This window comes from Pseudomonas coronafaciens pv. oryzae str. 1_6, assembly GCF_000156995.2.
Taxonomy (GTDB): domain Bacteria; phylum Pseudomonadota; class Gammaproteobacteria; order Pseudomonadales; family Pseudomonadaceae; genus Aquipseudomonas; species Aquipseudomonas tremae.
Map to the genome: position 1 here is coordinate 3155031 of NZ_CP046035.1, position 24959 is coordinate 3179989.

General features: G+C 50.9%; 7 protein-coding genes. 1 reads left to right on the forward strand and 6 read right to left on the reverse strand.

Features of this window, described 5'->3' with window-relative positions; genetic code table 11:
- Positions 1-853: 853 nt before the first annotated feature.
- Positions 854-16339: a calcium-binding protein gene (locus POR16_RS26810; RefSeq protein ID WP_154897059.1), complete on the reverse strand. Its 15486-nt coding sequence runs from the start codon at positions 16337-16339 to the stop codon at positions 854-856.
- 417 nt (positions 16340-16756) lie between these two features.
- Between POR16_RS26810 and POR16_RS14195 the strand changes: the two genes are divergently transcribed.
- Positions 16757-18211 (forward strand): tetratricopeptide repeat protein, encoded by a 1455-nt coding sequence (locus tag POR16_RS14195; RefSeq protein WP_234778644.1) that lies wholly within the window; start codon positions 16757-16759, stop codon positions 18209-18211.
- Positions 18212-18282: 71 nt separating this feature from the next.
- Here the strand turns inward: POR16_RS14195 and POR16_RS14200 are convergent, their stop codons facing one another.
- From POR16_RS14200 to POR16_RS14220, 5 genes are all read right to left on the reverse strand, one after another.
- Positions 18283-19704, reverse strand: coding sequence for an HlyD family type I secretion periplasmic adaptor subunit (locus tag POR16_RS14200; protein ID WP_004665126.1), 1422 nt, complete (start codon positions 19702-19704; stop codon positions 18283-18285).
- The gene (locus tag POR16_RS14205) at positions 19697-21853 is read right to left on the reverse strand and encodes a type I secretion system permease/ATPase (RefSeq protein ID WP_122381256.1); all 2157 of its coding nucleotides are present in this window, start codon (positions 21851-21853) and stop codon (positions 19697-19699) included. Before POR16_RS14205 ends, POR16_RS14200 begins: the two co-directional genes overlap by 8 nt.
- 258 nt (positions 21854-22111) lie before the next feature.
- Positions 22112-23518 carry a TolC family outer membrane protein gene (locus POR16_RS14210; RefSeq protein ID WP_004665124.1) on the reverse strand — a complete coding sequence of 469 codons (1407 nt, stop codon included), beginning with the start codon at positions 23516-23518 and terminating at the stop codon, positions 22112-22114.
- A 555-nt stretch (positions 23519-24073) separates the two neighbouring features.
- Positions 24074-24403 (reverse strand): hypothetical protein, encoded by a 330-nt coding sequence (locus POR16_RS14215; RefSeq protein WP_003349059.1) that lies wholly within the window; start codon positions 24401-24403, stop codon positions 24074-24076.
- A 162-nt stretch (positions 24404-24565) separates the two neighbouring features.
- Positions 24566-24898, reverse strand: coding sequence for a hypothetical protein (locus POR16_RS14220; RefSeq protein WP_005892796.1), 333 nt, complete (start codon positions 24896-24898; stop codon positions 24566-24568).
- Positions 24899-24959: the final 61 nt, after the last annotated feature.

The following is a 24959-nucleotide window of genomic DNA, read 5'->3' on the forward strand; positions in this document are numbered from 1 at the left end:
TGCCAATGAAAATTTTAGGTATTGTTGCTCGCGCCAAAATGCTAGCCGCATGAGTAAACGACAATAAAAAAACCCAGCCTTGAGAGCTGGGTCTGATCCCATATCGCCTTTGCAGAGGTTGATCGCTATGGGAACAAAATCAGCTTATTTACTCAGTTGATCCAGCAAGTCGTGCCCTGCCCAGGTAAGCTGATACCTCCCGTTGTCACAGCCCAAAAAACCACCATCCACCATCAACCTCATTCCGTAAGACCAGTCGTACCCCGAGAGTCCGGCAGCTGCAGCGAACTTGTCCAAGTCTAGATAGGTAATTCCAGTAATGTCGGGGGATTCCTGGACAGAAAAAAGGATGCATCTGGCGACTTCAAAATTACGTCTCATTGACCATCCTTGAATCATCCCTGAGTGAAAGCTGTAGCATAGACGAGTTCCGCAAACCTGCTTGATGATCATTACAACGTGAACGCCCTTGATTGCGAATGGATTTCTCATGCCGAAAAATGACAAGACGTTCAGTGCTCGGCCAGACGAGGTGCTCTATAGCTTTGAGCGCAAAATCAACGACCGCTAGCTGATGGCCGGGTGGCGGTTGGCTGGGTTTGAGATGGTGCGCGCCGCATCTGGGGAACATATTTAAAAGACCTAGCCAATACTGGTGATCGTCTGTAACCGGATCTGCCGCATCCCTGGCAGCCATTCTTAGCAGTTGAGGAGACACGTTAGGCCAAATCCACCACCTTCCCAGGATGGGCGACAGTGAAAACTAGCAACACTCAAAGCTCCATAGCTAGAGCAGATATAAAAACGCCCCGGTAACCGGGGCGTCCTTTTACAGTTTGAATCTACGTCAAAACTACTTCCAACTCGCGACCAGAACCGCATCCAACTGATTCTGCTGCGATTGAGTCAAACTACTTTCAGCGCCAGCACTCACGCCGAAGGACGCCATGGTATCGACCAGGCTTTGTACCTGGCTGTCTAACAAGGTTTTCCCATCGGAGGTTTTGAACTGATCCACATGGTAGTCATTGGAGGAGTACCAGTTATTGACGACAATCTTGTCGGGCGTATCGACAATGCTAACCTCCAGGTCGTTGCCACTGCGACGGAACCAGAGCTCCTCAAGGCTGACGCTGGCATCGAACTGAACGGTGTCGTTACTAGTACTTGCGTCGTAGTTGTTGACCGAGTCCTTCCCTCCACCAACGCCAAACGCATAGGTGTCGCTGCCTTCGCTCCCCGTTAGCGCATCGTTGCCAGCTCCGCCATCAAGAAGGTCATCACCGGCACCGCCATAAAGCGTGTCATTACCGGCATCACCCAATAGGTGATCATTGCCTACATCACCATACAGCGCATCGATACCATCACCGCCAGAGAGAGTGTCATTACCATCAGCACCATAAATAGCATCATCTCCCAGCCCCGCGCTGATCACGTCGTCAGTGGCAAAACCACGCAAGGTATCATCCGAGTCAGTACTTTGAATAACATTCGACTTAATTGTGGTTTGATTCCACTCACTACCATCCGCGAATTGAATGCGATCAATCTCATATCCAGCCGTAGCATCTCCGGCAAAGTGCGACGCCACACGCAAGCTGTCGGAGCTACCGATAACCTGGATAAGAAGGTCATTGTTTTCACGTGTGACCTGCACATCTGCAGTATTAAGATCGGTGAGTTTGAGGGTGTCAGTTTTTCCAATGCGAACCTCACCACCGTTATTAACAGTATCCTGACCAGAGCCTTTACCGAACAGGTAGGTATCGTTGCCGTTACCACCATTCAGCACGTCGTTGCCAGCGCCAGCATCAAGAACGTCGTTACCATCATTCCCGTTGAGGGCGTCATTACCAGCTCCACCCTGCAGCAAATCATTTCCATCTCCTCCATTCAGAGTATCCGAACCATCGTTACCCTTGAGGGTATCGTCACCGCCTCCTCCGTTGACGGTATCGTCCCCCAGTCCGGCATCAATGACATCGTTGCTGCTGGTGCCCGATAGAGTGTCATCTCCATCAGAACCTTGCAGTACTTGGAACTTGATCGCTGCTTGATCCAGGAAGCTACCGTCGGCGAACTGAATACGATCAATTTGATATCCGGCAGTCGCATCTCCCAGGAAATGGTAGATCACTCGCAGGCTATCAGTTGTACCGTTGACTCGGATAAAAAGATCCATACCATCACGAGTAACACTGACATCAGAGGCATTCAGGTCAGTCAGCTTGACAGTGTCCATCTTGCCTGCCCTAGTCTCATTGGCGTAATAGATCGAGTCCTGGCCAGCCCCTTTGCCAAATATATAGATGTCATCTCCAGCTCCGCCGTCCAGGCGATCGTTACCTGCCCCGCCATCAAGCACATCACTGCCATCCCCGCCGTAGAGGACATCGTCGTCTGCACCACCCTGTAGAACATCATTACCGTCGTTACCATTTAGCGTATCGGCACCGGCACCGCCAGAGAGCGTGTCGCTGCCAGCCATACCATTGACGGTATCGTCACCTGCGCCCGCATCGATGGTGTCGTCAGCCGACGTTCCTGACAGTGTTTCATCCGCCGCAGTGCCTTGCATGATCTGCGTCTTGATTGCGGTTTGATCCCAGAAACTGCCATCAGCAAACTGGATATGATCAATCTGATATCCAGCAGTCGCATCGCCCATGAAGTGGTAAACAACCCTTAAGCTATCGGTTGTTCCGTTGACTCGTATAACCAGGTCATAACCATCGCGTGAGAGACTCACGTCGCCGGCGTTCAGGTCGATCAGTTTCACGGTATCAAGCTTGTCTGCACGGGTTTCGTTTGCGTAATAGACACGGTCTTGACCAGAGCCTTTGCCGAACAGGTAAGTATCATCACCATTCCCGCCATTCAACAGGTCATTACCTGATCCACCATCGAGAACGTCATTACCATTCCCGCCATAGAGGTTGTCATTGCCAACCCCACCTTGAAGAAGGTCATCACCATCATCACCGTTAAGAGTGTCCGCGCCACTGCCGCCGATCAAAGTGTCGTTACCTGTCCCACCACTGACAGTGTCGTCACCCGCTTCACCGGACAGGGTGTCGTTACCACCGCTGCCGCTGATCGAATCATCCCCCACACCGGCATTGATCACGTCGTCCGTTTCGTAACCAGTCAATGACTGATTAGCGTCCGTGCTACGCAATACTTCGGTCTTGATGAATGTCTGATCCCAAAAGCTGCCATCTGCAAACTGAATACGATCAATCTGGTATCCAGACGTAGCATCGCCCATGAAATGGTAATAGATACGCAGGCTATCGGTTGTGCCATTCACCTTTAGGATAAGGTCGTACCCATCGCGGGAAATGGTGACATCACTCGGGTTCAGACCGAGTAGTTTCACAGTATCGAGTTTGCCTAGGCGCGACTCATTGGCATAGTAAATCGAATCTTGGCCAGAGCCCTTACCGAACAGGTAGGTGTCATCTCCAGCGCCACCATTGAGGAGGTCATTACCTGCACCGCCGTCGAGAATGTCATCGCCAGTGCCACCATTAAGGGTGTCATTACCAGCGCCGCCATTCAGGTTGTCATCACCTTCGTCGCCGCTGATCGTATCTAAACCACTACCGCCGGACAGAGTATCGTTACCCGCGCCACCGGACATAGCGTCATCACCCGCACCCGCGTCGATTATGTCGTCGCCAGCGTATCCCGTCAGGCTTTGATCCGCATCGGAGCCCTTCAATACCTGCAGTTTGATAATCGATTGATCCCAGAACGAACCATCTGCGAACTGAATACGATCTATCTGATAACCAGTCGCTGCGTCTCCAGCAAAATGATTAAGTACCCGCATACTGTCGGTAGTATCGTTAATGCGAATAATCAGATCAGCAGCGTCACGAGAGATAGTTATGTCAGAAGCTTTCAAGTCACTCAGCTTGACGGTATCGACCTTGCCTGCACGTGCCTCATAGGCGTAGTAGATCGTGTCCTGGCCAGAGCCTTTGCCAAATAAATATGCATCGTCACCCGCACCACCATCTAGACGATCATTTCCTGCACCACCATCCAGGATGTCGTTTCCGATACCCCCATTCAGGATGTCGTTTCCGGTGCCTCCTTGAAGAAGATCGTTGCCGTCATCACCGTTAAGCCTATCGGCGCCAGCTCCACCCAATAGAGTGTCGTTGCCTCCCCCACCGCTAACCGTATCGTCACCGGCCGCGACGTCAATAATATCGTCTGTGCTGTAGCCTGTCAGAGACTGATCACCGTCCGTTCCCTGAAGAACGCGAGCCTTGATAACAGACTGATTCCAGAAGCTGCCATCCGCAAACTGAATGCGGTCAATCTGGTATCCACCGGTTGCATCATTCAGGAAGTGATTCATGACTATGAGGTTATCGGTCGAACCATTGATCCGAATAACCAGATTTGCACCTTCCTGGAAAAGCGTGACATCAGATGCGTTGAGATCAGTCAACTTGACCCTGTCAAGCTTGCCGACGCGGTTTTCATAGGCATTATAGATCGTGTCCTGGCCAGCACCTTTTCTGAACAGATAGCTGTCATTACCTGCTCCGCCATCAAGACGATCGTTTCCATCGCCTCCATCAAGGGTGTCATCTCCGGCGCCGCCGCTTAATATGTCGTTTCCAGCACCACCTCGCAGAACATCATTACCTTCCTCGCCATTTAATGTGTCGGAGCCAATACCTCCTTTGAGCGTATCGTTACCAGCCCCACCACTGACGATATCGTCACCGGCTCCCGCATCGATTTGATCATCCGCTTGGTAACCAGCCAGGGTCTGATCGGCCGCTGTGCCACGCAGGACTTCTGACTTGACCGTACCTTGATCCCAGAACGTCCCGTCAGCGAACTGGATACGATCAATTTGATAGCCTGAAGTAGCTTCACCAATAAAGTGATTCGAGATGCGCAAGCTATCAGCTGTGCCATTGACATTGATAACAAGGTCATTGGCGTCGCGTACCAAGCTGATGTCAGAGGCATTCAACGATGTCAGCCTTACAGTATCCAGCTTACCCACTCGTCCCTCGTAGGATGAAATAGTGTCCTGACCAGCGCCTTTACCGAATAGGTAGATGTCATCTCCTGCACCGCCGTCCAAACGATCATTCCCCGTCCTGCCATCCAACACGTCATCACCGGCGGCGCCACTCAGCGTGTCATTGCCTGCGCCGCCCGCAAGAACATCGTTCTCACCTGTGCCGGCAAGGTTCAACGGATCCACCGAGGTCTGCCCTGCTAGGTTGGAACTGATATCTGTTGTGTTCCAGATCGTGCCATCGTCAAACTGAAGCTGGTCAATCGTATAACCCAATATGGCGCTGGTGCTGAAATGCGAAGACACTTTAAGCGTTTCGCCGGTAGATTTGATCTGGATGATCAGATCATTTACTTCCCTGCGCAGCAAGACGTCCGCTGGATTTAACCCTTCCAGTTTCACGACATCCAGCTTGTTGGGCGTCGTATCGTTATAGGCATAGTTGTTAACGGTGTCTTGCCCAGCTCCTCTTCGGAAAACATAGGTATCTGACCCATAACCACCGTTCAAAGTGTCGTTCCCAGCACCGCCGTCAAGAATGTCATTGCCGTCTTCGCCATTGAGCATGTCTTTGCCTTCGCCACCGAGGAGTGCATCATTTCCGGCTCGGCCGCTTAAGGTGTCATTACCGCTAGCCCCTTTTAGAACATCTGCCGAGTCATAACCGAAAATGATATCGTCACCTACGGTGCCAATAAGCAACGCGGTTCTGATCTGATCAGTTGTCAGAAACGATCCATCACTGAATTGAAGCTGATCAATCGTATAACCGGAGATCAGGCTAGCGTTAAAATGCTGAGTCACACGCAGAATCTCACCGGTTTCCTTAATCTCGATGATCAAGTCGTCCGACTCACGCCGCAGCGAAATATCCGAGAGGTTCAATCCATCCAGCTTGATAACGTCAAGTTTATTAGCCGTCGTGTCGTTATAAACTGAATTATTGATGGTGTCCTGGCCCGATCCCTTACGGAATACATAGGTATCCGAACCGGAACCGCCCGCTAAGGAATCATTACCAGCACCGCCATCCAAAAGGTCATCTCCTATGCCACCGTTTAACGTGTCGTCATCCGCCTCCCCTCGCAAAACATCATTACCTTCATCACCATAAAGGCTGTCCTTACCGGCACCACCGTCGAGAATATCGGCACCTGCACGACCGCTAATGTTGTCATTGCCCGCTAAACCTTTAAGCACATCATCGGTGTCGTAGCCGACGAGGGTATCGTCATCCTCCGTCCCACCTAGCAGGGCCAGTTTAATTTGCGAGTTATCCATGAGCGTCCCATCAGCAAACTGCAACTGATCGATGGCATATCCGGAAATAGCACTGGCACTAAAATGAGAGGTGACTCGAAGAGTATCGCCAGTCTCCTTGATCTGGAGAATCAAATCGTCGGACTCACGGCGAATAGAAATGTCTTCAGCGTTGAGTCCCTCGAATCGAATGACATCGAGCTTCCCTACGGTCGTATCGTTGTAGGCTGAATTGTTGATCGTGTCTTGGCCTGCGCCCTTACGAAACACATAAATATCTGAACCAACACCACCACTTAGAGAGTCGTTGCCTAAGCCACCATCAAGAGAATCATTGCCATAGCCGCCATTAAGAGTGTCATTGCCAGCACCGCCAAATAGCGTGTCATTACCATCTTCACCAGAGAGAGTATCTTTACCATCACCTCCATCTAGAACGTCATCGCCGCCACGACCGCTGATGGTGTCATTCCCACCAAGCCCGTTGAGAAAATCTGCGGATTCGAACGCAATAAGAGAGTCATCCTCTTGTGTTCCTTTGAGTATTGCCGCTCTGAGCTGATCAACGTTCAACGTTGATCCATCCGCGAACAGCAATTGATCAACCGCATAACCGTAAATGGCGCTGGAGCTGAAATACGAGGCAACACGCAGTGTATCTCCCGAGTCGCGGATCTGGATAACCAGATCGTCTGAATCACGACGTAGGGAAACGTCAGCCTGATTCAGCCCTTCAAGCCGCACTACATCAAGCTTATTGACGGTCGTGTCGTTATAGGCCGAATTGTTGATCGTGTCTTGGCCAGAGCCGTGGCCAAAGACGTATACATCCGAGCCATACCCACCGTATAGCGTATCATTGCCTGAACCACCATCTAGAAAATCATCGCCGTAACCGCCACTAAGAGAGTCGTTGTCAGCCCCACCTTTAAGCGTGTCATTGGCATCCCCGCCAGAAAGCGAATCGTCGCCCGAACCGCCCAAGAGAAGGTCATCGCCGTCATCTCCAGAGAGATTATCCTTGCCATCTCCCCCCTCGATCCTATCACTTCCGGAACCACCACTAAGGGTATCGTTGCCGCCATCACCGGCGATGACATCATCTGTACTGTACCCCGTCATAACATCGTCAGCGTCAGTTCCCAGAAGCAATGCAGCTCTGATTTGTGCATTTTCCAGAATCGTTCCGTCGGCAAATTGCAATTGATCAATTGCATAACCGTAAATCGTACTGGCACTAAAATGAGAGGTGACACGTAAAGTTTCACCAGACTCTTTAATCTGAATCAGAAGATCGTCTGAATCGCGCTTGATAACCACATCTGAGACGTTCAAGCCTTCAAGACGAATAACATCCAGCTTGTTTTCAGTCGTGTCGTTGTAAGCAGAGTTATTGATTGTGTCTTGACCGTAGCCTTTACGGAAAGTGTAGGTATCAGAGCCCTTGCCTCCAGCAAGCGAATCCATGCCGACGCCGCCGTCAAGGAGGTCGTTACCATCGCCACCACTCAGAGCATCGTTGCCTTTTCCACCCAGCAGAGTGTCGCTGCCATCCTCTCCGTAAAGGGTGTCATTGCCCTCTCCGCCATCCAGAATGTCGTTACCAGCGCGCCCACTAAGCGTGTCGTGGCCCGCCAACCCGCTCAACTTGTCTTCAGTGGCGTAGCCGGTGATGCTGTCATCCCCAGCAGTACCCACCAGTAACGCTGCAGTAATTTGGGTCTTATCCCAGAAAATGCCGTCACTGAACTGCACTTGATCGATAGCATAGGCGTCGCTGCTGAAATGTGACGAGACACGAAGGGTTTCACCAGTATCAGAGATCTGGAAAATGAGATCGTCCCCCTCACGCCGGATACTGACTTGCGATGCAGTCAGCCCCTCAAGTTTCACTACATCGAGTTTATTCTGAGTTGCGTCCGAATAGGCGTAATTCAAGATGGTGTCCTGTCCGGAACCTTTGCGGAAGATATAGGTGTCCGACCCACCGCCGCCACTCAATGTGTCGTTTCCTGAACCGCCATCCATGACATCGTCACCATTGCCACCAGAAAGCATGTCGTTACCAGCACCGCCAAGCAGAGTGTCGTTGCCATCCTCCCCATTCAAAGTGTCCCGGCCATCTCCGCCGTCCAGAACATCGTCGCCAGCCCGACCACTAAGCGTGTCGTTACCACGGAGCCCCTTCAGCATATCTGCAGTCTCATAGCCGGTGATGTTGTCATCACCCGCGTTACCTGTCAGCAATGCAGACTTGATGAAGGAGGTGTCCCAAACAGATCCATCTGCGAATTTTACCTGATCGATTGCGTAGTTATATGCGACGTACGAGCTGAAGTGCCCGCTTACACGAACAGAGTCATTCGTGTCTTTGATTTGAATGATCAAGTCATCGGACTCGCGCCGCATCACTACATCTTCGGGCTTGAGACCTTCAAGAACAATAACGTCCTGTATGTCAGTATTGGCCTCGTTGGAGACTGAATTATAAATCGTATCTTGGCCCGATCCGCGACGGAAAACATAGGTATCCGATCCAAGCCCACCTGCTAACGAGTCATTGCCCGTTCCACCGTCGAGGAGATCGTTACCCTCTCCGCCGCTCAGTGTGTCGTTGTCGGCGCCGCCCAGAAGAGTGTCGCTGCCCTCTTCTCCGTTGAGGGTATCCTTGCCAGCACCACCATCCAGAAAATCATCGCCACCACGACCACTGAGCGTGTCATTCCCAGCGAGACCAAACAGTTGGTCGGCAGTCTGATAACCAATGATCGTATCGTTGTCGCCAGTCGTCTTCAGCACTTCCGTTTTCAGTTTCGCACCATCCCAGACAGTACTATCCGCAAACTGAAGCTGATCCACTGCGTAGACGCTGTCACCATCTTGGTTGAAGTGGGAATTGACGCGGATCGAATCACCCGTCGATTTTATCTGAATAACCAGATCGTTATATTCTCTGTGCACCGTGATATCGGCCGGATTCAAACCGTCCAGTTTGACCTTATCGATTTTCTGGGCTGTCTTATCGTCCGAGGTATAGTTATTAATCTGATCCTGGCCCGATCCTTTGCGTAACACATAGGTATCAGAGCCCATACCACCATCAAGCGTATCGTTGCCGCCACCGCCATCCAGAGTGTCATTGCCATTGCCGCCATAAAGCAAATCGGCGTCTGCACCACCGTTGAGAAGATCGTTACCATCCTCACCGTACAAGGTGTCGCTACCGGCCTCGCCTGACAGCGTATCATTCCCGGCACGGCCGTAAATCGTGTCGTTACCCAACCCGCCACTGATGCTGTCGTCCGATGCATAACCCGTAAGGACATCGTTGCCATCAGTACTTTTGAAGGCCGCCATGGTTTTGACCTGATCCGGCTTCCAGGTTGTACCATCGGCAAAACGAATCTCGTCAAGCTTGTAAGCATTATCACCATCATTACTGAAGTAACTAGAGACGGTTATTTTGTCGGCACTTCCGTTCAGCGCCAGTACCAAGTCATCGTAGGAGCGAGTGACAACGATATCGCCAGGCAGAATGTCAGATGCAAACTCAATGGCATCCGACTTGTTAGTACTAGGGTCGTAGTTGCTGATCGTGTCCTGGCCCCAACCACGACTGAAGCGGTAAGTGTCCGACCCTTCACCGCCTGAAAGCGCGTCATTGCCTGCACCGCCGTCCAGTACGTCATCGCCGGCATCGCCAGAGAGGTAGTCGTTTCCGCTACCGCCCGCCAGCAAATCAGCTCCGGCACCGCCAGAAAGGTTGTCCTGACCATCGCCACCCGACAGGGAGTCCGCCCCGTCAGCGCCAGAGAGAATGTCGTTGCCGGCGTCCCCCTTCAGGACATCGTTACCGGCCTGACCATACAATAAGTCGTCACCAAGACCGCCGCTCAGGGTGTCATCCGTGGCATAGCCCCGAATGGAATCGTTGCCGTCGGTCGACAGGACTGCCAGCGACTTGATCTGATCCAGCGACCAACTCGTGCCATCGGCAAACCTGATCGTTTCCAGCTGGTAAGAACTCAAACCATCAGAGCCGAAATAACTTGATACGCTGATTTGATCAGTGGTACCCCGAAGGGTCAGAACCAAGTCATCGTAGGAGCGAGTGACAACGATATCGCCAGGCAGAATGTCAGATGCAAACTCAATGGCATCCGACTTGTTAGTACTAGGGTCGTAGTTGCTGATCGTGTCCTGGCCCCAGCCGCGACTGAAGCGGTAAGTGTCCGCCCCTTCACCGCCCGAAAGCGCGTCATTGCCCGCACCGCCGTCCAGTACGTCATCGCCGGCATCGCCAGAGAGGTAGTCGTTTCCGCTACCGCCCGCCAGCAAATCAGCGCCGGCACCGCCAGAAAGATTGTCCTGGCCATCGCCACCCGACAGGGAGTCCGCCCCGTCAGCGCCAGAGAGAATGTCGTTGCCGGCGTCCCCCTTCAGGACATCGTTACCGGCCTGCCCATACAAAGAGTCGTCACCAAGACCGCCACTCAAGGTGTCATCCGTGGCATAGCCCCGAATGGAATCGTTGCCGTCGGTCGACAGGACTGCCAGCGACTTGATCTGATCCAGCGACCAACTCGTGCCATCGGCAAACCTGATCGTTTCCAGCTGGTAAGAACTCAAACCATCAGAGCCGAAATAACTTGATACGCTGATTTGATCAGTGGTACCCCGAAGGGTCAGAACCAAGTCATCGTAGGAGCGAGTGACAACGATATCGCCAGGCAGAATGTCAGATGCAAACTCAATGGCATCCGACTTGTTAGTACTAGGGTCGTAGTTGCTGATCGTGTCCTGGCCCCAGCCGCGACTGAAGCGGTAAGTGTCCGCCCCTTCACCGCCCGAAAGCGCGTCATTGCCCGCACCGCCGTCCAGTACGTCATCGCCGGCATCGCCAGAGAGGTAGTCGTTTCCGCTACCGCCCGCCAGCAAATCAGCGCCGGCACCGCCAGAAAGATTGTCCTGGCCATCGCCACCCGACAGGGAGTCCGCCCCGTCAGCGCCAGAGAGAATGTCGTTGCCGGCGTCCCCCTTCAGGACATCGTTACCGGCCTGCCCATACAAAGAGTCGTCACCAAGACCGCCACTCAAGGTGTCATCCGTGGCATAGCCCCGAATGGAATCGTTGCCGTCGGTCGACAGGACTGCCAGCGACTTGACCTGATCCAGCGACCAGCTCGTGCCATCGGCAAACCTGATCGTTTCCAGCTGATAAGCACTCAAACCATCAGAGCCAAAATAACTCGATACGCTGATTTGATCAGTGGTACCCCGAAGGGTCAGAACCAAGTCATCGTAGGAGCGAGTGATGACGATATCGCTAGGCAGAATATCGGATGCAAACTCAATGGCATCCGACTTGTTGGTACTAGGGTCGTAGTTGCTGATCGTATCCTGGCCCCAGCCACGACTGAAGCGGTAAGTGTCCGACCCTTCTCCGCCCGAAAGCGCGTCATTGCCCGCACCGCCGTCCAGTACGTCATCGCCGGCATCGCCAGACAGGTAGTCGTTTCCACTACCGCCCGCCAGCAAATCGGCCCCGGCGCCGCCATTCAGGTTGTCCTGGCCATCGCCACCTGACAAGGAGTCAGCCCCGTCAGCGCCATAGAGAATGTCGTTACCAGCGTCCCCCTTCAGGACATCGTTACCGGCCTGACCATACAACGAGTCGTCACCAAGACCGCCACTCAAGGTGTCATCCGTGGCATAGCCCCGAATGGAATCGTTGCCGTCGGTCGACAGGACTGCCAGCGACTTGACCTGATCCAGCGACCAGCTCGTGCCATCGGCAAACCTGATCGTTTCCAGCTGATAAGCACTCAAACCATCAGAGCCAAAATAACTCGATACGCTGATTTGATCAGTGGTACCCCGAAGGGTCAGAACCAAGTCATCGTAGGAGCGAGTGATGACGATATCGCTAGGCAGAATATCGGATGCAAACTCAATGGCATCCGACTTGTTGGTACTAGGGTCGTAGTTGCTGATCGTATCCTGGCCCCAGCCACGACTGAAGCGGTAAGTGTCCGACCCTTCTCCGCCCGAAAGCGCGTCATTGCCCGCACCGCCGTCCAGTACGTCATCGCCGGCATCGCCAGACAGGTAGTCGTTTCCACTACCGCCCGCCAGCAAATCGGCCCCGGCGCCGCCATTCAGGTTGTCCTGGCCATCGCCACCTGACAAGGAGTCAGCCCCGTCAGCGCCATAGAGAATGTCGTTACCAGCGTCCCCCTTCAGGACATCGTTACCGGCCTGACCATACAACGAGTCGTCACCAAGACCGCCACTCAAGGTGTCATCCGTGGCATAGCCCCGAATGGAATCGTTGCCGTCGGTCGACAGGACTGCCAGCGACTTGACCTGATCCAGCGACCAGCTCGTGCCATCGGCAAACCTGATCGTTTCCAGCTGATAAGCACTCAAACCATCAGAGCCAAAATAACTCGATACGCTGATTTGATCAGTGGTACCCCGAAGGGTCAGAACCAAGTCATCGTAGGAGCGAGTGATGACGATATCGCTAGGCAGAATATCGGATGCAAACTCAATGGCATCCGACTTGTTGGTACTAGGGTCGTAGTTGCTGATCGTATCCTGGCCCCAGCCGCGACTGAAGCGGTAAGTGTCCGCCCCTTCACCGCCCGAAAGCGCGTCATTGCCCGCACCGCCGTCCAGTACGTCATCGCCGGCATCGCCATACAGGTAGTCGTTTCCACTACCGCCCGCCAGCAAATCGGCCCCGGCATCGCCAGACAAGTAGTCGTTTCCACTATCGCCCGCCAGCAAATCGGCCCCGGCGCCGCCATACAGGTTGTCCTGACCATCGCCACCCGACAGGGAGTCAACCCCCTCAGCGCCATAGAGAATGTCGTTACCAGCGTCCCCCTTCAGGATGTCGTTACCCGCAAAGCCATACAGCAAGTCGTCACCGAGACCGCCACTCAGGGTGTCATCCGTGGCATAGCCCCGAATGGAGTCGTTGCCCTCGGTCGACAGCAATGCCATCGACTTGACCTGATCCATCGACCAGTTCGTACCATCGGCAAAACGAATCTCCTCAAGCTTGTAAGCACTATCACCATCACTAATAAAATAACTAGAGACGGTTATTTTGTCGGTGCTTCCGTTCAGCGCAAGAACCAAATCATCGGCGGAACGGGTAATGACGATATCGCCAGGCAAGATGTCAGATGCAAACTCAATGGCATCAGACTTGTTGGTGCCGGCGTCATAGTTGCCGATCGTGTCCTGACCCCAACCACGACTGAAACGGTAAGTGTCCGAATCTTCACCGCCTGAAAGCGTATCATTGCCTGCGCCGCCGTCGAGTACGTCATCGCCGGCATCGCCAGACAAATAGTCGTTTCCGTCGCCACCCGCGAGAAAATCGGCTCCGGCGCCGCCAGAAAGGTTGTCCTGACCACCGCCACCCGACAAGGAGTCCGTCCCCTTAGCGCCATACAGAAAGTCGTTGCCCGCATCCCCTTTCAGAATGTCGTCTCCGGCGAGACCATAAAGTAAATCATCCCCCATCCCCCCACTGATTACGTTGTCGCCAATATCCCCCCAGAGTTGGTCGTTACCTTCGGTGGTTTGCCCAGACATGGAACGAACTTGTTCAGCCGTCCAAAAACTCCCGTCCTCAAACTGAATTCTATCTAATGAGTAGTTGATACCATCTGGCGCTAGATCATTAAAATAACCCTGAACTGTGATTCTATCTTGCGCACTCTTTACAAAAAGAATTAGATCGTAGTCACTACGTTTAACCAGAATATCGCCTTGTGAAATTCCGGCACCAAATAGAATCCTATCTAGCCTCTCACCTACAGGATCGGAATCCATATTAAGAATTGTATCTTTACCGTCCCCAACATTAAAATGATAGGTATCTGAGCCACTACCACCTAAGAGATAGTCATCACCCAAGCCACCATATAAATCATCATCTCCTTCACCACCAAAAATATTGTCATTACCTGACATGCCCATGAGATGATCATCAGATAAAGTCCCATTCAAAAAATCATTGCCAAAGCCACCGAAGTTTCCGATCCCAATAATAGAGAGCAAATTTAAAAAACCATCCCCACCCTCTTTCCCGGAGCCCCTAAGCTCTTTTAATAAAATTTGACCAAAGTCACCAGAACCAATCAATGCATTAGAAAGCTCTGCGATAAGTAGCTGACCTTTCTCGTGATCCACATCAAATTGAGTTTTAAGCTTAACAACAACAGATGAAACATTCCATTGAACTCCATCTTCAGTATAGGTTCCGTCCAGTCCGTCAAGTAATGATGCCAAATGAGTTTGTAGCATTATTTTGCCGTAAACAGCAGTAGCTAAACTGTCAAATGCTTCGTTCAACTTCGACACTGCCACTGGCCCCATTGGGTCGGGGGAGCCTCCACTGGTAAAGTATTTTTCCCCTAAAAAAGCCTCTAAAGCAAAAAGCTTACGTGCATCGCCAATCATACTTCCGCGGCTTGCAGGATCGAGATCCTGGACACCAGCCCAATGATATATAATATCTAGAATCAGCTTCTGCCTAACAGATGTATCTTGCTCATTTCTGAACGACTCGACCAAAGTAACAAGGATTTTGTCACGACCCATTGCCTGCTGCAGATCATTGACATTCCCGAAACCATCAACGTTAGGTAAAGATACTATTTCACGCGGGACTTCAACACTAAAATTATCGGCAGTATCTGTAGCATTAACATCAAACCAGACATCTTCTATTGCAGCAACAGAACCGTCAATTCGAGTATAACTTCCTAATTGACGATGATCATTACCATTAGAATCAAGCATACTCTGAGGTGCATTTCCGCTAGCGTCTGGCTTACTAGAATCGGAGTAAGACAAGTTGATTGAGGCAACTTTTGCTTGAGTAAGAGTTAATAGCTCGCCCTCACTAACCACACCGTCAGAGTTCTTATCAACCCATACATTAAGCTCCGAAAAGGCATTATCATGAGAATCAAAAACACCATCTTTGTTACTATCAAACTCAGATAATGCCAAAAATCCATTTGCGGCTTTCTTATCTACTGAAATGCTCGTCTTATTTCCAAAAAGCTCAGAGCCAGAATCAATCTTCCCATCGCGATTTCTATCATAAACCAATAGGCCGTCATCTACGCCAACCCATCCCGTGCTTTCTAAGAATCCATTACCATCGTGGTCAAAGTGAACTCCAGCATCGGTAGAAAGCGTCTCAACTCCATCACCATCCAGATCTAATATCAGGGGGCTAGCGGTTGTCTCAGCATCTCCAAAAGAGTCTTCGATCTTTTCGACCTGACCGTCAGGGACTTTTTCAAAGAAACCATCTGGAAAAATGTGCAATGGGTACATTATATCTTCAATACTTTGAGAAGTTCCCCCACCCTCGCCATCGTACTGCCCGCCAAGCTTGAAAAAACCATCCTGAATACCAAACTCAAAACTTCCAGACTCTGTTTTTGTATTGCCATCTTGGCCATCTGTCGTTGACTTATCGAACTTAAAGCTCCCTCCTTTTGTATCAAGATTAAATGTAAAGCCTTTCCCATCGGTAAAACTCCCCCCAAAACCGTAACCATCTTCGCTTTTAAAAAACTTTCCAGAAGTCGTCGACCCATCACCATTTGGGAAATCTACATTATAGTTCCCATTGCCATCCGGTTCTAAATTAAGCTGCTGTTTAACCCCCGTCTTAGCATCTTGATATCCTATACCAAAACCGACGCCACCGCCGTCGTCTTTGAACCTAGTTAGGTCTAACTGCCCATTGGGAGTCTTAACTGATACCGAATCAGGATTTCCGGATTTATCGACACCTAACCCCACGCTGGTGTCTTTCCCAGCTGGGAACATTAACTTTACAGAAGTGCCAGCCCCATCGAACGGCCTGGTTTCTGTCTGAATTCCGATCCCATGGCCGTCTGATGCCTCCCCATGTATAGTGATTCCTGTGCTCTCACTGTAAGATACTTTTGCACCGACTGAATAACCTGGACGACCCGACATACCTACCCCTGCAATAGATAAAGCAGCGCCCAAAATATGAGAGCTACAAATTTTGAATTTTTAGCCAACGTAATTTATTTATAGCTTTGAGACGTGTGAAGCATCTGGGGAATAGATAGTCCTTTGGAGAGTTAACCATTGGATGCCCACTAAACCTTTCTCACAACGGACGAGATCACGGGCCTATAATAATATATAAACACCCAGTAATGGCAATTAGCTATTCCTATCAGTCTAGTTTCTTCGATATTCTATCCATATACCTGCGACGACCATAGGGCGTTAACACCGTCTAAAACCAGATAGCAGAGAAAATTTTGAAATGTTACTATCGCTTTGTTCAGCTAAAATCGCTCTCTATCATTGGCCTAAGACACCTTACAGAGATCCAAAACTGTGAAACGATTATTATACTTGGTGGCATTATCAACCCTCTCCATCTCTGTGTGCGCTCGCGCATCGTTAAATGACGCAATTCAAGCAATTGAAAAAAAAGACTACGCAGTAGCGATTACCTTTTTAACTCCGGAAGTAAAAAATGGTTCGGCAGTGGCAGCCCGATATCTCGCAGGTCTTTACCTCGCAGGTGAAGGAATTCCTCAAAATTACGACGAGGCATTTCGCCTTTATGCTTTAGCTGCTAAACGAGGAGATTTATTTTCAGAAGGTGAGCTAGGATTTTTTTACGAAAAAGGTTTGGGGATCAAACAAGACTATATCGAGGCTGCTAAACAATACAAGAAAGCAGCAGATGGGGGTGTACCTGAGGCGATGCACGCATTATCCATACTGTACGACAAAGGTATTGGAGTACAGAAAGACCCGAAGAAAGCTTTAGCACTGCTGGAACAAGCTGCCGAAAAGAACGATGCACGAGCGCAAAATGAGCTTGGAATTAAATATGCTACGGGAACTGGAGTAATCAAGAACACAATTAAAGCATTCGAGCTATTTCGTTTAGCCGCAGAACAAAAAAATGCTGGTGCTCAGTTAAATCTTGGATATGCGTACAGCAAAGGACTCGGGGTAGCCAAAAACCCGTCCGAAGCCATACGCTGGTATACAATGAGTGCTGAGCAAGGTATTGCAGACGCTCAATTTATGTTAGGGCAAATATACGAAGTAGGGATAGGTACTGAACCCGACTATAAGTTGTCTCTTCAGTGGTATAGACGAGCGGCGAAACAAGCAGGGGGTTATGCAAGCTTTAAAATAGGATTTTTTTACTTAGAAGGAATGGGTGTCAATAAAGATCCTGAAGAAGCTGCGAGGTGGTTCACCGAAGCAGCCAATCAAGACATAGATTTTGCTCAAGCAGCCTTAGGAGATCTTTATGAAACCGGAAACGGAGTGAAAAAAGACGAAAAAATTGCAATCGCACTTTACCGAAAGGCGGCAGCACATAGGTCTCCAATGGGAATGTACCGTTTGGCAATGATGCTTAAGGATGGTCGAGGAGCACCGCAAGACTACGTGCAATCTGCTGCCTTGCTGGAACAACTTGCAAATATGGGTGCAAGTGAAGCTCAGGCCCAGCTGGGATTATTCTATGAAAATGGGCTAGGCGTTGAACAAGACTATCAGCGCGCAATTTCATTGTATAAATTGGCATCTAGCGACAAAGACAACACAGGTTTTGCGTTTGAATATTTAGGTTTTGCTTATGAGAAAGGGCATGGCGTACAAAGAAGTGCTGTCATTAGCTACGCTTTACTACGAAGCGTGCTTTTTAAGCATCCCGAAAGATCCTACATAAATGAACATCTGGAAAAATTATCAAGCAACATGAGCAGCAGTGAAATCGAGAGCGCGAAAAATCTCGCTTTTAAAATAAACCTAAAAGGACTAGATGTAATCGAGAAATATAATTAATGGCGGGCGTAGCCATTCACACGACTGCTGAATGGCGCATTGCTTTTAGCTTATGACCGAGAGAACCAAAGCTATCTTTCCTGGAGAGATTCGGACATATGCTGCTTTAAAGGGCTTAAAAAATATTCAATAATAAAACGCTTATCAGTCTTTACTTCTGCCGTAACGGCCATCCCGGGAGTCAACTCAAATTGCTTCCCATCAACTAACAAATGATTCTGCTTCAAGCGAATTTTGCTGCTGTAGAGAAGGCCACGTTTCTCATCCTCAATCGCATCTCTTGAAACGCTAACCACCTCCCCTTCAATGGTTCCATATTTTGTGAACGTAAAAGTCTCTACTTTTACTGTCACATCCTGTCCTACATGAACAAAGCCGACATCCTTATTTTCCAGCATAGCCTCGACCTCAACGGATACATCCGAAGGCACCAACATCATCAACGGTTGAGCGGGCGTAACAACACCACCAACAGTATGGATATTCAATTGCTGTACGGTGCCATCTACTGGGGCTTCGACAGTAGTCAAATCTTCCTGATATCTAGCTTTCGATAACTCCTGACTCAAGGAAGCAACCTTCTGATCCGCTTGTTGCAACAAATCAAGCATCGCTCTTCTGGTCTGAGCGACAACACCGTCCCTTCTCCGCTCCGCTTGTTGGCGCGCAGCATTTGACTGCAAAACACTTATCTGTTGAACGGCAAGCTGACGCTCTAAGTCAAGTCGAGCTTGTTCTTTTTCCAAGTACGCGTGGCGAGCGATATATTGCTTCTGCAGTAGATGCTCGTAGTCTTGGGCAAGCTTTGTGGCGATGGGCAAAGTCTTTTGCAAACTAGCCACCTGCGCACGAGCGGCTTGAATGTCAGCTTGGCGCTGCAGTATCTCCGTTTCCCCCTGTTCCAGGTTACTTCGGTATTCCTGATATTGCCCCTGAAGCCATCGCTCGGCTGCTAGGACATGCTCAGGATCACCACCGAGAATGGTATCAGCGAGAGATCGCGGCGCATGGTTACCATTAATGGCATCTAGCATCGCCCCAGCGCGAGCACTATCAATGCGAGCAGCGAGGAGATCGCTTTCAATTTTTCCAACATCTGCGTCCGCCGACGTAGAGTCCAATTCAAGAAGAAGCTGGCCAGCTTTGACCACTTGCCCGTCGTTCACGTAGATCGCCCGTACTACCGCAGTCTCACTCGACTGAATGATCTTGGTTTTGCCACTTGGGATAACTTTCCCATTTGCGGTAGCTACGATGTCGATTTTACCAACGCAGGCCCATATCAATAACAGAGTGGCAAAGAGGATGATCGCCCAGATAAATATGCGAGGAGCTGGGTGCACCGGCTGATCTTGCAGTTCAAGAGCAGCAGGCAGAAATTGAACTTCATGCGCCAAACGCTTAGGCGCATCCATTTCCTTACGTCGGCGCCAAGAGTTACGCCAAGCTCTTCGGTAGCTCTGCCCCAACCCCGATTTCTGTACGTCAGCCATGACCACCTCCGTGTTGCAAGCGATGGAGACGAGAGTAGTGTCCGGCCTGATGGTTCAGCAGCTCGGCGTGTGTGCCCTGTTCAACGATTTGCCCTCGATCGACGACGACAATCCGATTCGCATCGCGGACAGCTGATAAGCGGTGTGCAATGATGATGACAGAGCGTCCCGTGCAGATAGATTTCATATTCTGCTGAACAATGCGCTCAGATTCGTAATCCAAAGCACTCGTTGCTTCATCAAAAATAAGAATGCGAGGGTTACCCATAAGCGCCCGGGCAATAGCGATACGCTGACGCTGTCCACCCGACAGTGAGGCGCCGTGCTCACCAACCATAGTGTCGTAGCCCTCGGGAAGCTCAAGAATAAAATCATGCGCTCCGGCCAGCTGTGCGACTTCAATCACGGCTTCCAGTGGAACGCCTGGGTCACTTAAGGCGATGTTTTCCCGGATGCTACGGTTGAACAGCATATTGTCTTGCAGCACTACACCAATCTGTCGACGCAACGAAGAAACATCCGCCAGCGCCAAGTCCATTCCATCGACTAGGACACGCCCCCGCTCAGGCACATAGAGGCGTTGAAGCAATCTTGTCAGCGTACTTTTGCCCGAGCCAGATCTTCCAACGACACCGATAACTTCGCCAGCTTCGATAGCTAGGCTGATGCCCCGAAGAATTTCAGAGCCATCCGGGCGATAACGAAAATGAACCTCATCGAACTCTATACGCCCCTTTATGGGCGGGAGCGAACTACGAGTTGCCTGGGTCAATTCAGTCCGGGTGTTAAGGATGTCCCCCAGCCGCTGCACAGAAACGCCGGTTTGCTGAAAGTTTGTCCAAAGTTGAGCCAGGCGCATGATTGGCTGGGCAACACGCCCAGCAAGCATATTGAAGGCAATCAGTTGCCCAACTGAAAGCTGACCGTCGATGACCAGTCGGGCCCCCAACCAAAGCGTGGCCACAGTCACTAATTTACCAATCAACGACACGCTCTCGTTGGCGATGGTTGACAAGGTCTGAGTTTTAAACCCTGCTGCCACGTACCCCGCTAACTGGTTGTCCCATTTCCGAACAGCTTGAGGCTCAACGGCCATCGATTTCAGGGTGTCGATACCGTTAACCGTCTCTACTAGAAATGCTTGGTTTTCCGCACCCCGAGCAAAACTGTCATTCAGGCGCGCCCTCAATAACGGTGTAATGCAAACCGAAACTAGGATGTACATCGGGAGTGACAAGAGAACGATCAGCGTCAGCCAGCCGCTGTAGTAGAACATCACAGCGATGAAGACCGCAGAGAATAAAACATCGAGAAGCAAGGTAATGGCGTTGCCTGTGATAAAACTCCGAATGTTTTCGAGCTCTCGCATCCTTGCTACCGAATCACCTACCCGTCGCGCTTGAAAATAGGAAAGCGGCAGTGTGATCAGATGCCTGAATAACTTGGAGCCTAACTCGACGTCGATTCGGCTGGCGGTATGGGCAAACACATAGGATCGCAAGCCCGATAGACTAGACTCGAACAGCATCACACCCGCCAGACCAATCGCGATCACATCCAGCGTGGTCAATCCGTGGTGCACCAGCACCTTGTCCATGACGACCTGAAAGAAAAGCGGGGTGATAAGCGAGAAAATCTGTAAAACGAAAGAAATCAGCAGTACCTCGCCGAGAAGCTTTCGGTATTTAACAACCGCTGGAATAAACCAGGTGAAATCGAAGCGAGAGGACTCACAAGTGATTCCTGCACCAGCTCTTATAAAGAGCAGTTGGCCAGCCCAGCGACCAGCCAAGTCCTCAATCGTTATGATCTCGGGGCGCTGAGATCGAGGGTCATGAATGAGCACCTTGCCCTGATCTAGACGCGCAACGATAAAAAAATTCCCGTCTTCGCCCTGTGCTATTGCAGGTAAAGGCGTGCGATCCAGCCTATCGATAGCCACTTTTGCAAACTTCGCCTTGAGGCCCAATTTTTTTGCAGCAAGAAGCAGCTCGGATGGCTGGAGAGCTTCGCCTGAGGAGAATTCGTGGGCTAGTTGCTCAGGGGATGCTGACACCTGATGAAAACGAGCCAGCATCACGAGCGATGCCAGTCCGGTATCTATTGGTACGGCGTCATTGGAAGCTGCGGCTGGCTCAGTGGCGGTCATGAAGCACCCCTGCAAATTGATGTGGTGCGCACCAGAGCTATTACTAGCGGTTAGCCAGCGCAATATATCTGAACGATACCTGAACCGATACAAAATATTACGAGGCATACCAAAATGACGACGTCCATAAAATTTGGGCGCTAGTGGCACGGAAAAAGGTATGGACGAGGGGCGGCTGTGTGCAGGCGCCACTGATCTTAGCCTACTGCAAGGGTAATATCTGACCACTCGTACGACGGCGGTGAGCCGAAAAGGAGCTTAGATATCTGGAGGAAGGAAATCCCGGCTTGGATCATAGTCGTGATTCAGGTAGGCGGATAAAGACCTGAGATCGTCTGGACTGAGCGAACCCGCTGCTTGTTTGAGCTTCAGGTTGTCCAGAATGTAGTCATAGCGAGCGTCGTTATAATCTCGAACGGCGGCATACAATTGCCGCTCAGCGTTCAACACATCGACAACGTTTCTAGAGCCGATATCAACTCCGACCTTGTTAGCCTCTACCGACTTTCTTCCGGATCGAATGCTCTGGCGTCGGGCGGCTATCTGCTCGATGTCTGAATTTATCCCCCGAAATGCATTTCTCGTGTTGAGCACTACCTCACGACGTCGATCTTCTTGCTCATCCTGACTTTGGTACAAACGCTCCGTCGATTCTCGAACCTGCGAATTGACCATTCCACCAGAATACAATGGGATGCTTAGCTCAACACCGATACTGCTCTGGGCTACATTGCCTCGGTATCCGCCCGTCCCGGACTCCGCAGGATTACTATAGCCAAAACCATCATTATTGCCTGTGCGGTACGACACCACGGCATCAACCGTAGGAGCATGCCCCGCTTTACGCTGGCGAAGAGTCTGCTCAGCGGCGCTCACCGCATGCTCGGCAGCCTGCAACTGAAGGTTTTGCTTTATCGCGGCATCCACCCAAAGAACCGGATTGTTAGGGTTTGGAGGTATGACCGGCAATTGGTGACCCATACCATCGAGGGAGTCATAGGAATTTTTGGTAAGGCGATAAAGAGCCTCATAGGCATCATCAACTTTGCGTTGAATGAGCTGCCGATTAGCTCGGGCATTGTCGTACGCAGCTTGAGCATCATAAACGTCAGTAATACTTGAGGCTCCATCCTCAAGACGGCCCTGCGCTTGATCTCTTTGCCGTAAAAGCGCTGCCTCCTCAGCCTCAGCGGCGGCTCTTGCATCAAGCTGACGTAGCGTTTCGAAATACGCTTGCGCGGCAGTCAGTATCAGCTCTTGCTCTTTCGCGGAAAGCTCAAGCGCCGCTTGGCTGACCGTGAATTCTGCAGCTTTAAGTTGATACCAGCGATCTATGCGAAATAGAGGTTGGCTCAAGTTGGCTCGAAAGGTCGTGCTGCTGCGCTCCCTCGACAGCGCTGGCTCGTCGCGATCCAACTGAGTCACCTCCGTCGTCGCTCCTGCTGTGAGGCTTGGCAGCAACCCGGAACGCGCCTGTGGCGTTGCTTCTAATTGAGCTTGATAGGTATGCCGCGCAGCGGAAAGCCTCGCATCGTTCAGTGATGCAGCTTGATAAACCGCGAGCAGATCTGCGCGCTTTGAGTAAGGTTCGCGTGCCAGAGCTTCTTGGGCACCTAAGGCGAAAAGGTAAAGAGAAAGCGCGCAGAGATAGAAGTTGTGCTTCATCGACGTTCCATGTATCGGATGCATCCAGACAACCTAAATGCCAGCCAGTCAGATTTGTCGGCCAGCCGATAAAAGTCTTTAGCGTTGCACAGCACACCCAGCGTAAGGACGTATCTGAACGTCCAGCAGCGCAATTGCCGCCAGAGCTGACGTCGGTTTCTCGGTTATGATGGGTGAACTCATTCAACGGCGCCGACGCTGATCGGGAAACCATTCCACAACGCAGCACCCTTGCTGAGGTAAAGCTGCATTTTGCCTAATCATACCAGCGCAGCAAAAGAGGGTCGTGGCTATTTTGTAGTCTGACGTCCTATTTGCCTTGGCCATATGATCAAACGTTTCAAGATCGACCTCTGTGCTCACGAAAAACTGATAAAGCGCTTGCCAGATCGTAGATTGGCTTGAGTCGACGACGTTCATCAGCTTGCTTGATTAGCCGGTATTCTATGCGTTTCATCCAGAGCAGAATAAGCAATTGCTTGGCTAGGAAATATGAAGTAGGAAGCTGAAGGGTTTTCACTCCAACTGGCCGGTGCTCGTCCATGCCATCTGTTACTACAGCACCTCTCGTAAATAGCCCTCGATCACTCGCAAGGGGGCGTCCAGTGAGTCCATTGTTCGAGCGGCGTAGAAACCGGCGGAAAGATGTTGAAGCTCGCGTCCGAGAGGCTTGTCAGGGCCGCCCATCGCTTCAAGCGCAACTAGCAGGCACTCATTGATCTTCTCCTGAATAGCGTCCACATCCCTCCTGTCTATCAGCAGTTTGAATACATCGCGATTGTAGTCACCCATGATTAGATCATCGCGCAAAATTGGACTTTCATCTTCAGTCTCATAAGCAAGCTTATGACAAAAAAGAGCGACTGTTTCCAATTCCGATACCATAGATAATCCTTGCAAAATGCTTTTTGTCTTTAAAAGTCGCGTTCTCGTGGCGCCAATGCTATCAACCGTCGCTGGTTTGTATAAAGGACTCATCGATACGAGGTGTGATTTACGCCCGCGTATACTCTCCAGGCTCGGCACGTGCCGTATCGAAACAGTCCGCTACATCGATATGACAGACAGCACTTCCACATACCGGAATTTCTTCTTGGCTGCCTTTGTTGCTTCTTGCTCAGCAAGGAGCGAGCTCATCGTGTCAGCCTCATAAATCAGCTCGTGCATTTTGCCTTCAAACTCATTACCGACACGCATGGTGACTCGCAACCTTGGTGTGAATGCTTTGGCGACGATCTTTTTCTTTATCGGCTTTACGTGGTCTGTCGTCACGACTTTCGGCAGGATAACTGGCTCCGGCTGTGTAATGGGCCGCTCAGCAGGCTCGATTTCACCGAACAGCGCCCGGCGCATCTCGTCTTCTGTAAGCTCTGTGCTCATGCCGCCTCTCGTAAATCTGGGATAAGTAACGTAGACCATTCTATCAGCATGGCTGGTCGCT

Bases quoted from the DNA above. Each gene is read 5' to 3' on its own strand.
- POR16_RS26810 (WP_154897059.1), bottom strand. From the start codon at position 16,339: ATGTCGGGTCGTCCAGGTTATTCAGTCGGTGCAAAAGTATCTTACAGT.
- POR16_RS14200 (WP_004665126.1), bottom strand. From the start codon at position 19,704: ATGGCTGACGTACAGAAATCGGGGTTGGGGCAGAGCTACCGAAGAGCT.
- POR16_RS14205 (WP_122381256.1), bottom strand. From the start codon at position 21,853: ATGACCGCCACTGAGCCAGCCGCAGCTTCCAATGACGCCGTACCAATA.
- POR16_RS14210 (WP_004665124.1), bottom strand. From the start codon at position 23,518: ATGAAGCACAACTTCTATCTCTGCGCGCTTTCTCTTTACCTTTTCGCC.
- POR16_RS14215 (WP_003349059.1), bottom strand. From the start codon at position 24,403: ATGGTATCGGAATTGGAAACAGTCGCTCTTTTTTGTCATAAGCTTGCT.
- POR16_RS14220 (WP_005892796.1), bottom strand. From the start codon at position 24,898: ATGAGCACAGAGCTTACAGAAGACGAGATGCGCCGGGCGCTGTTCGGT.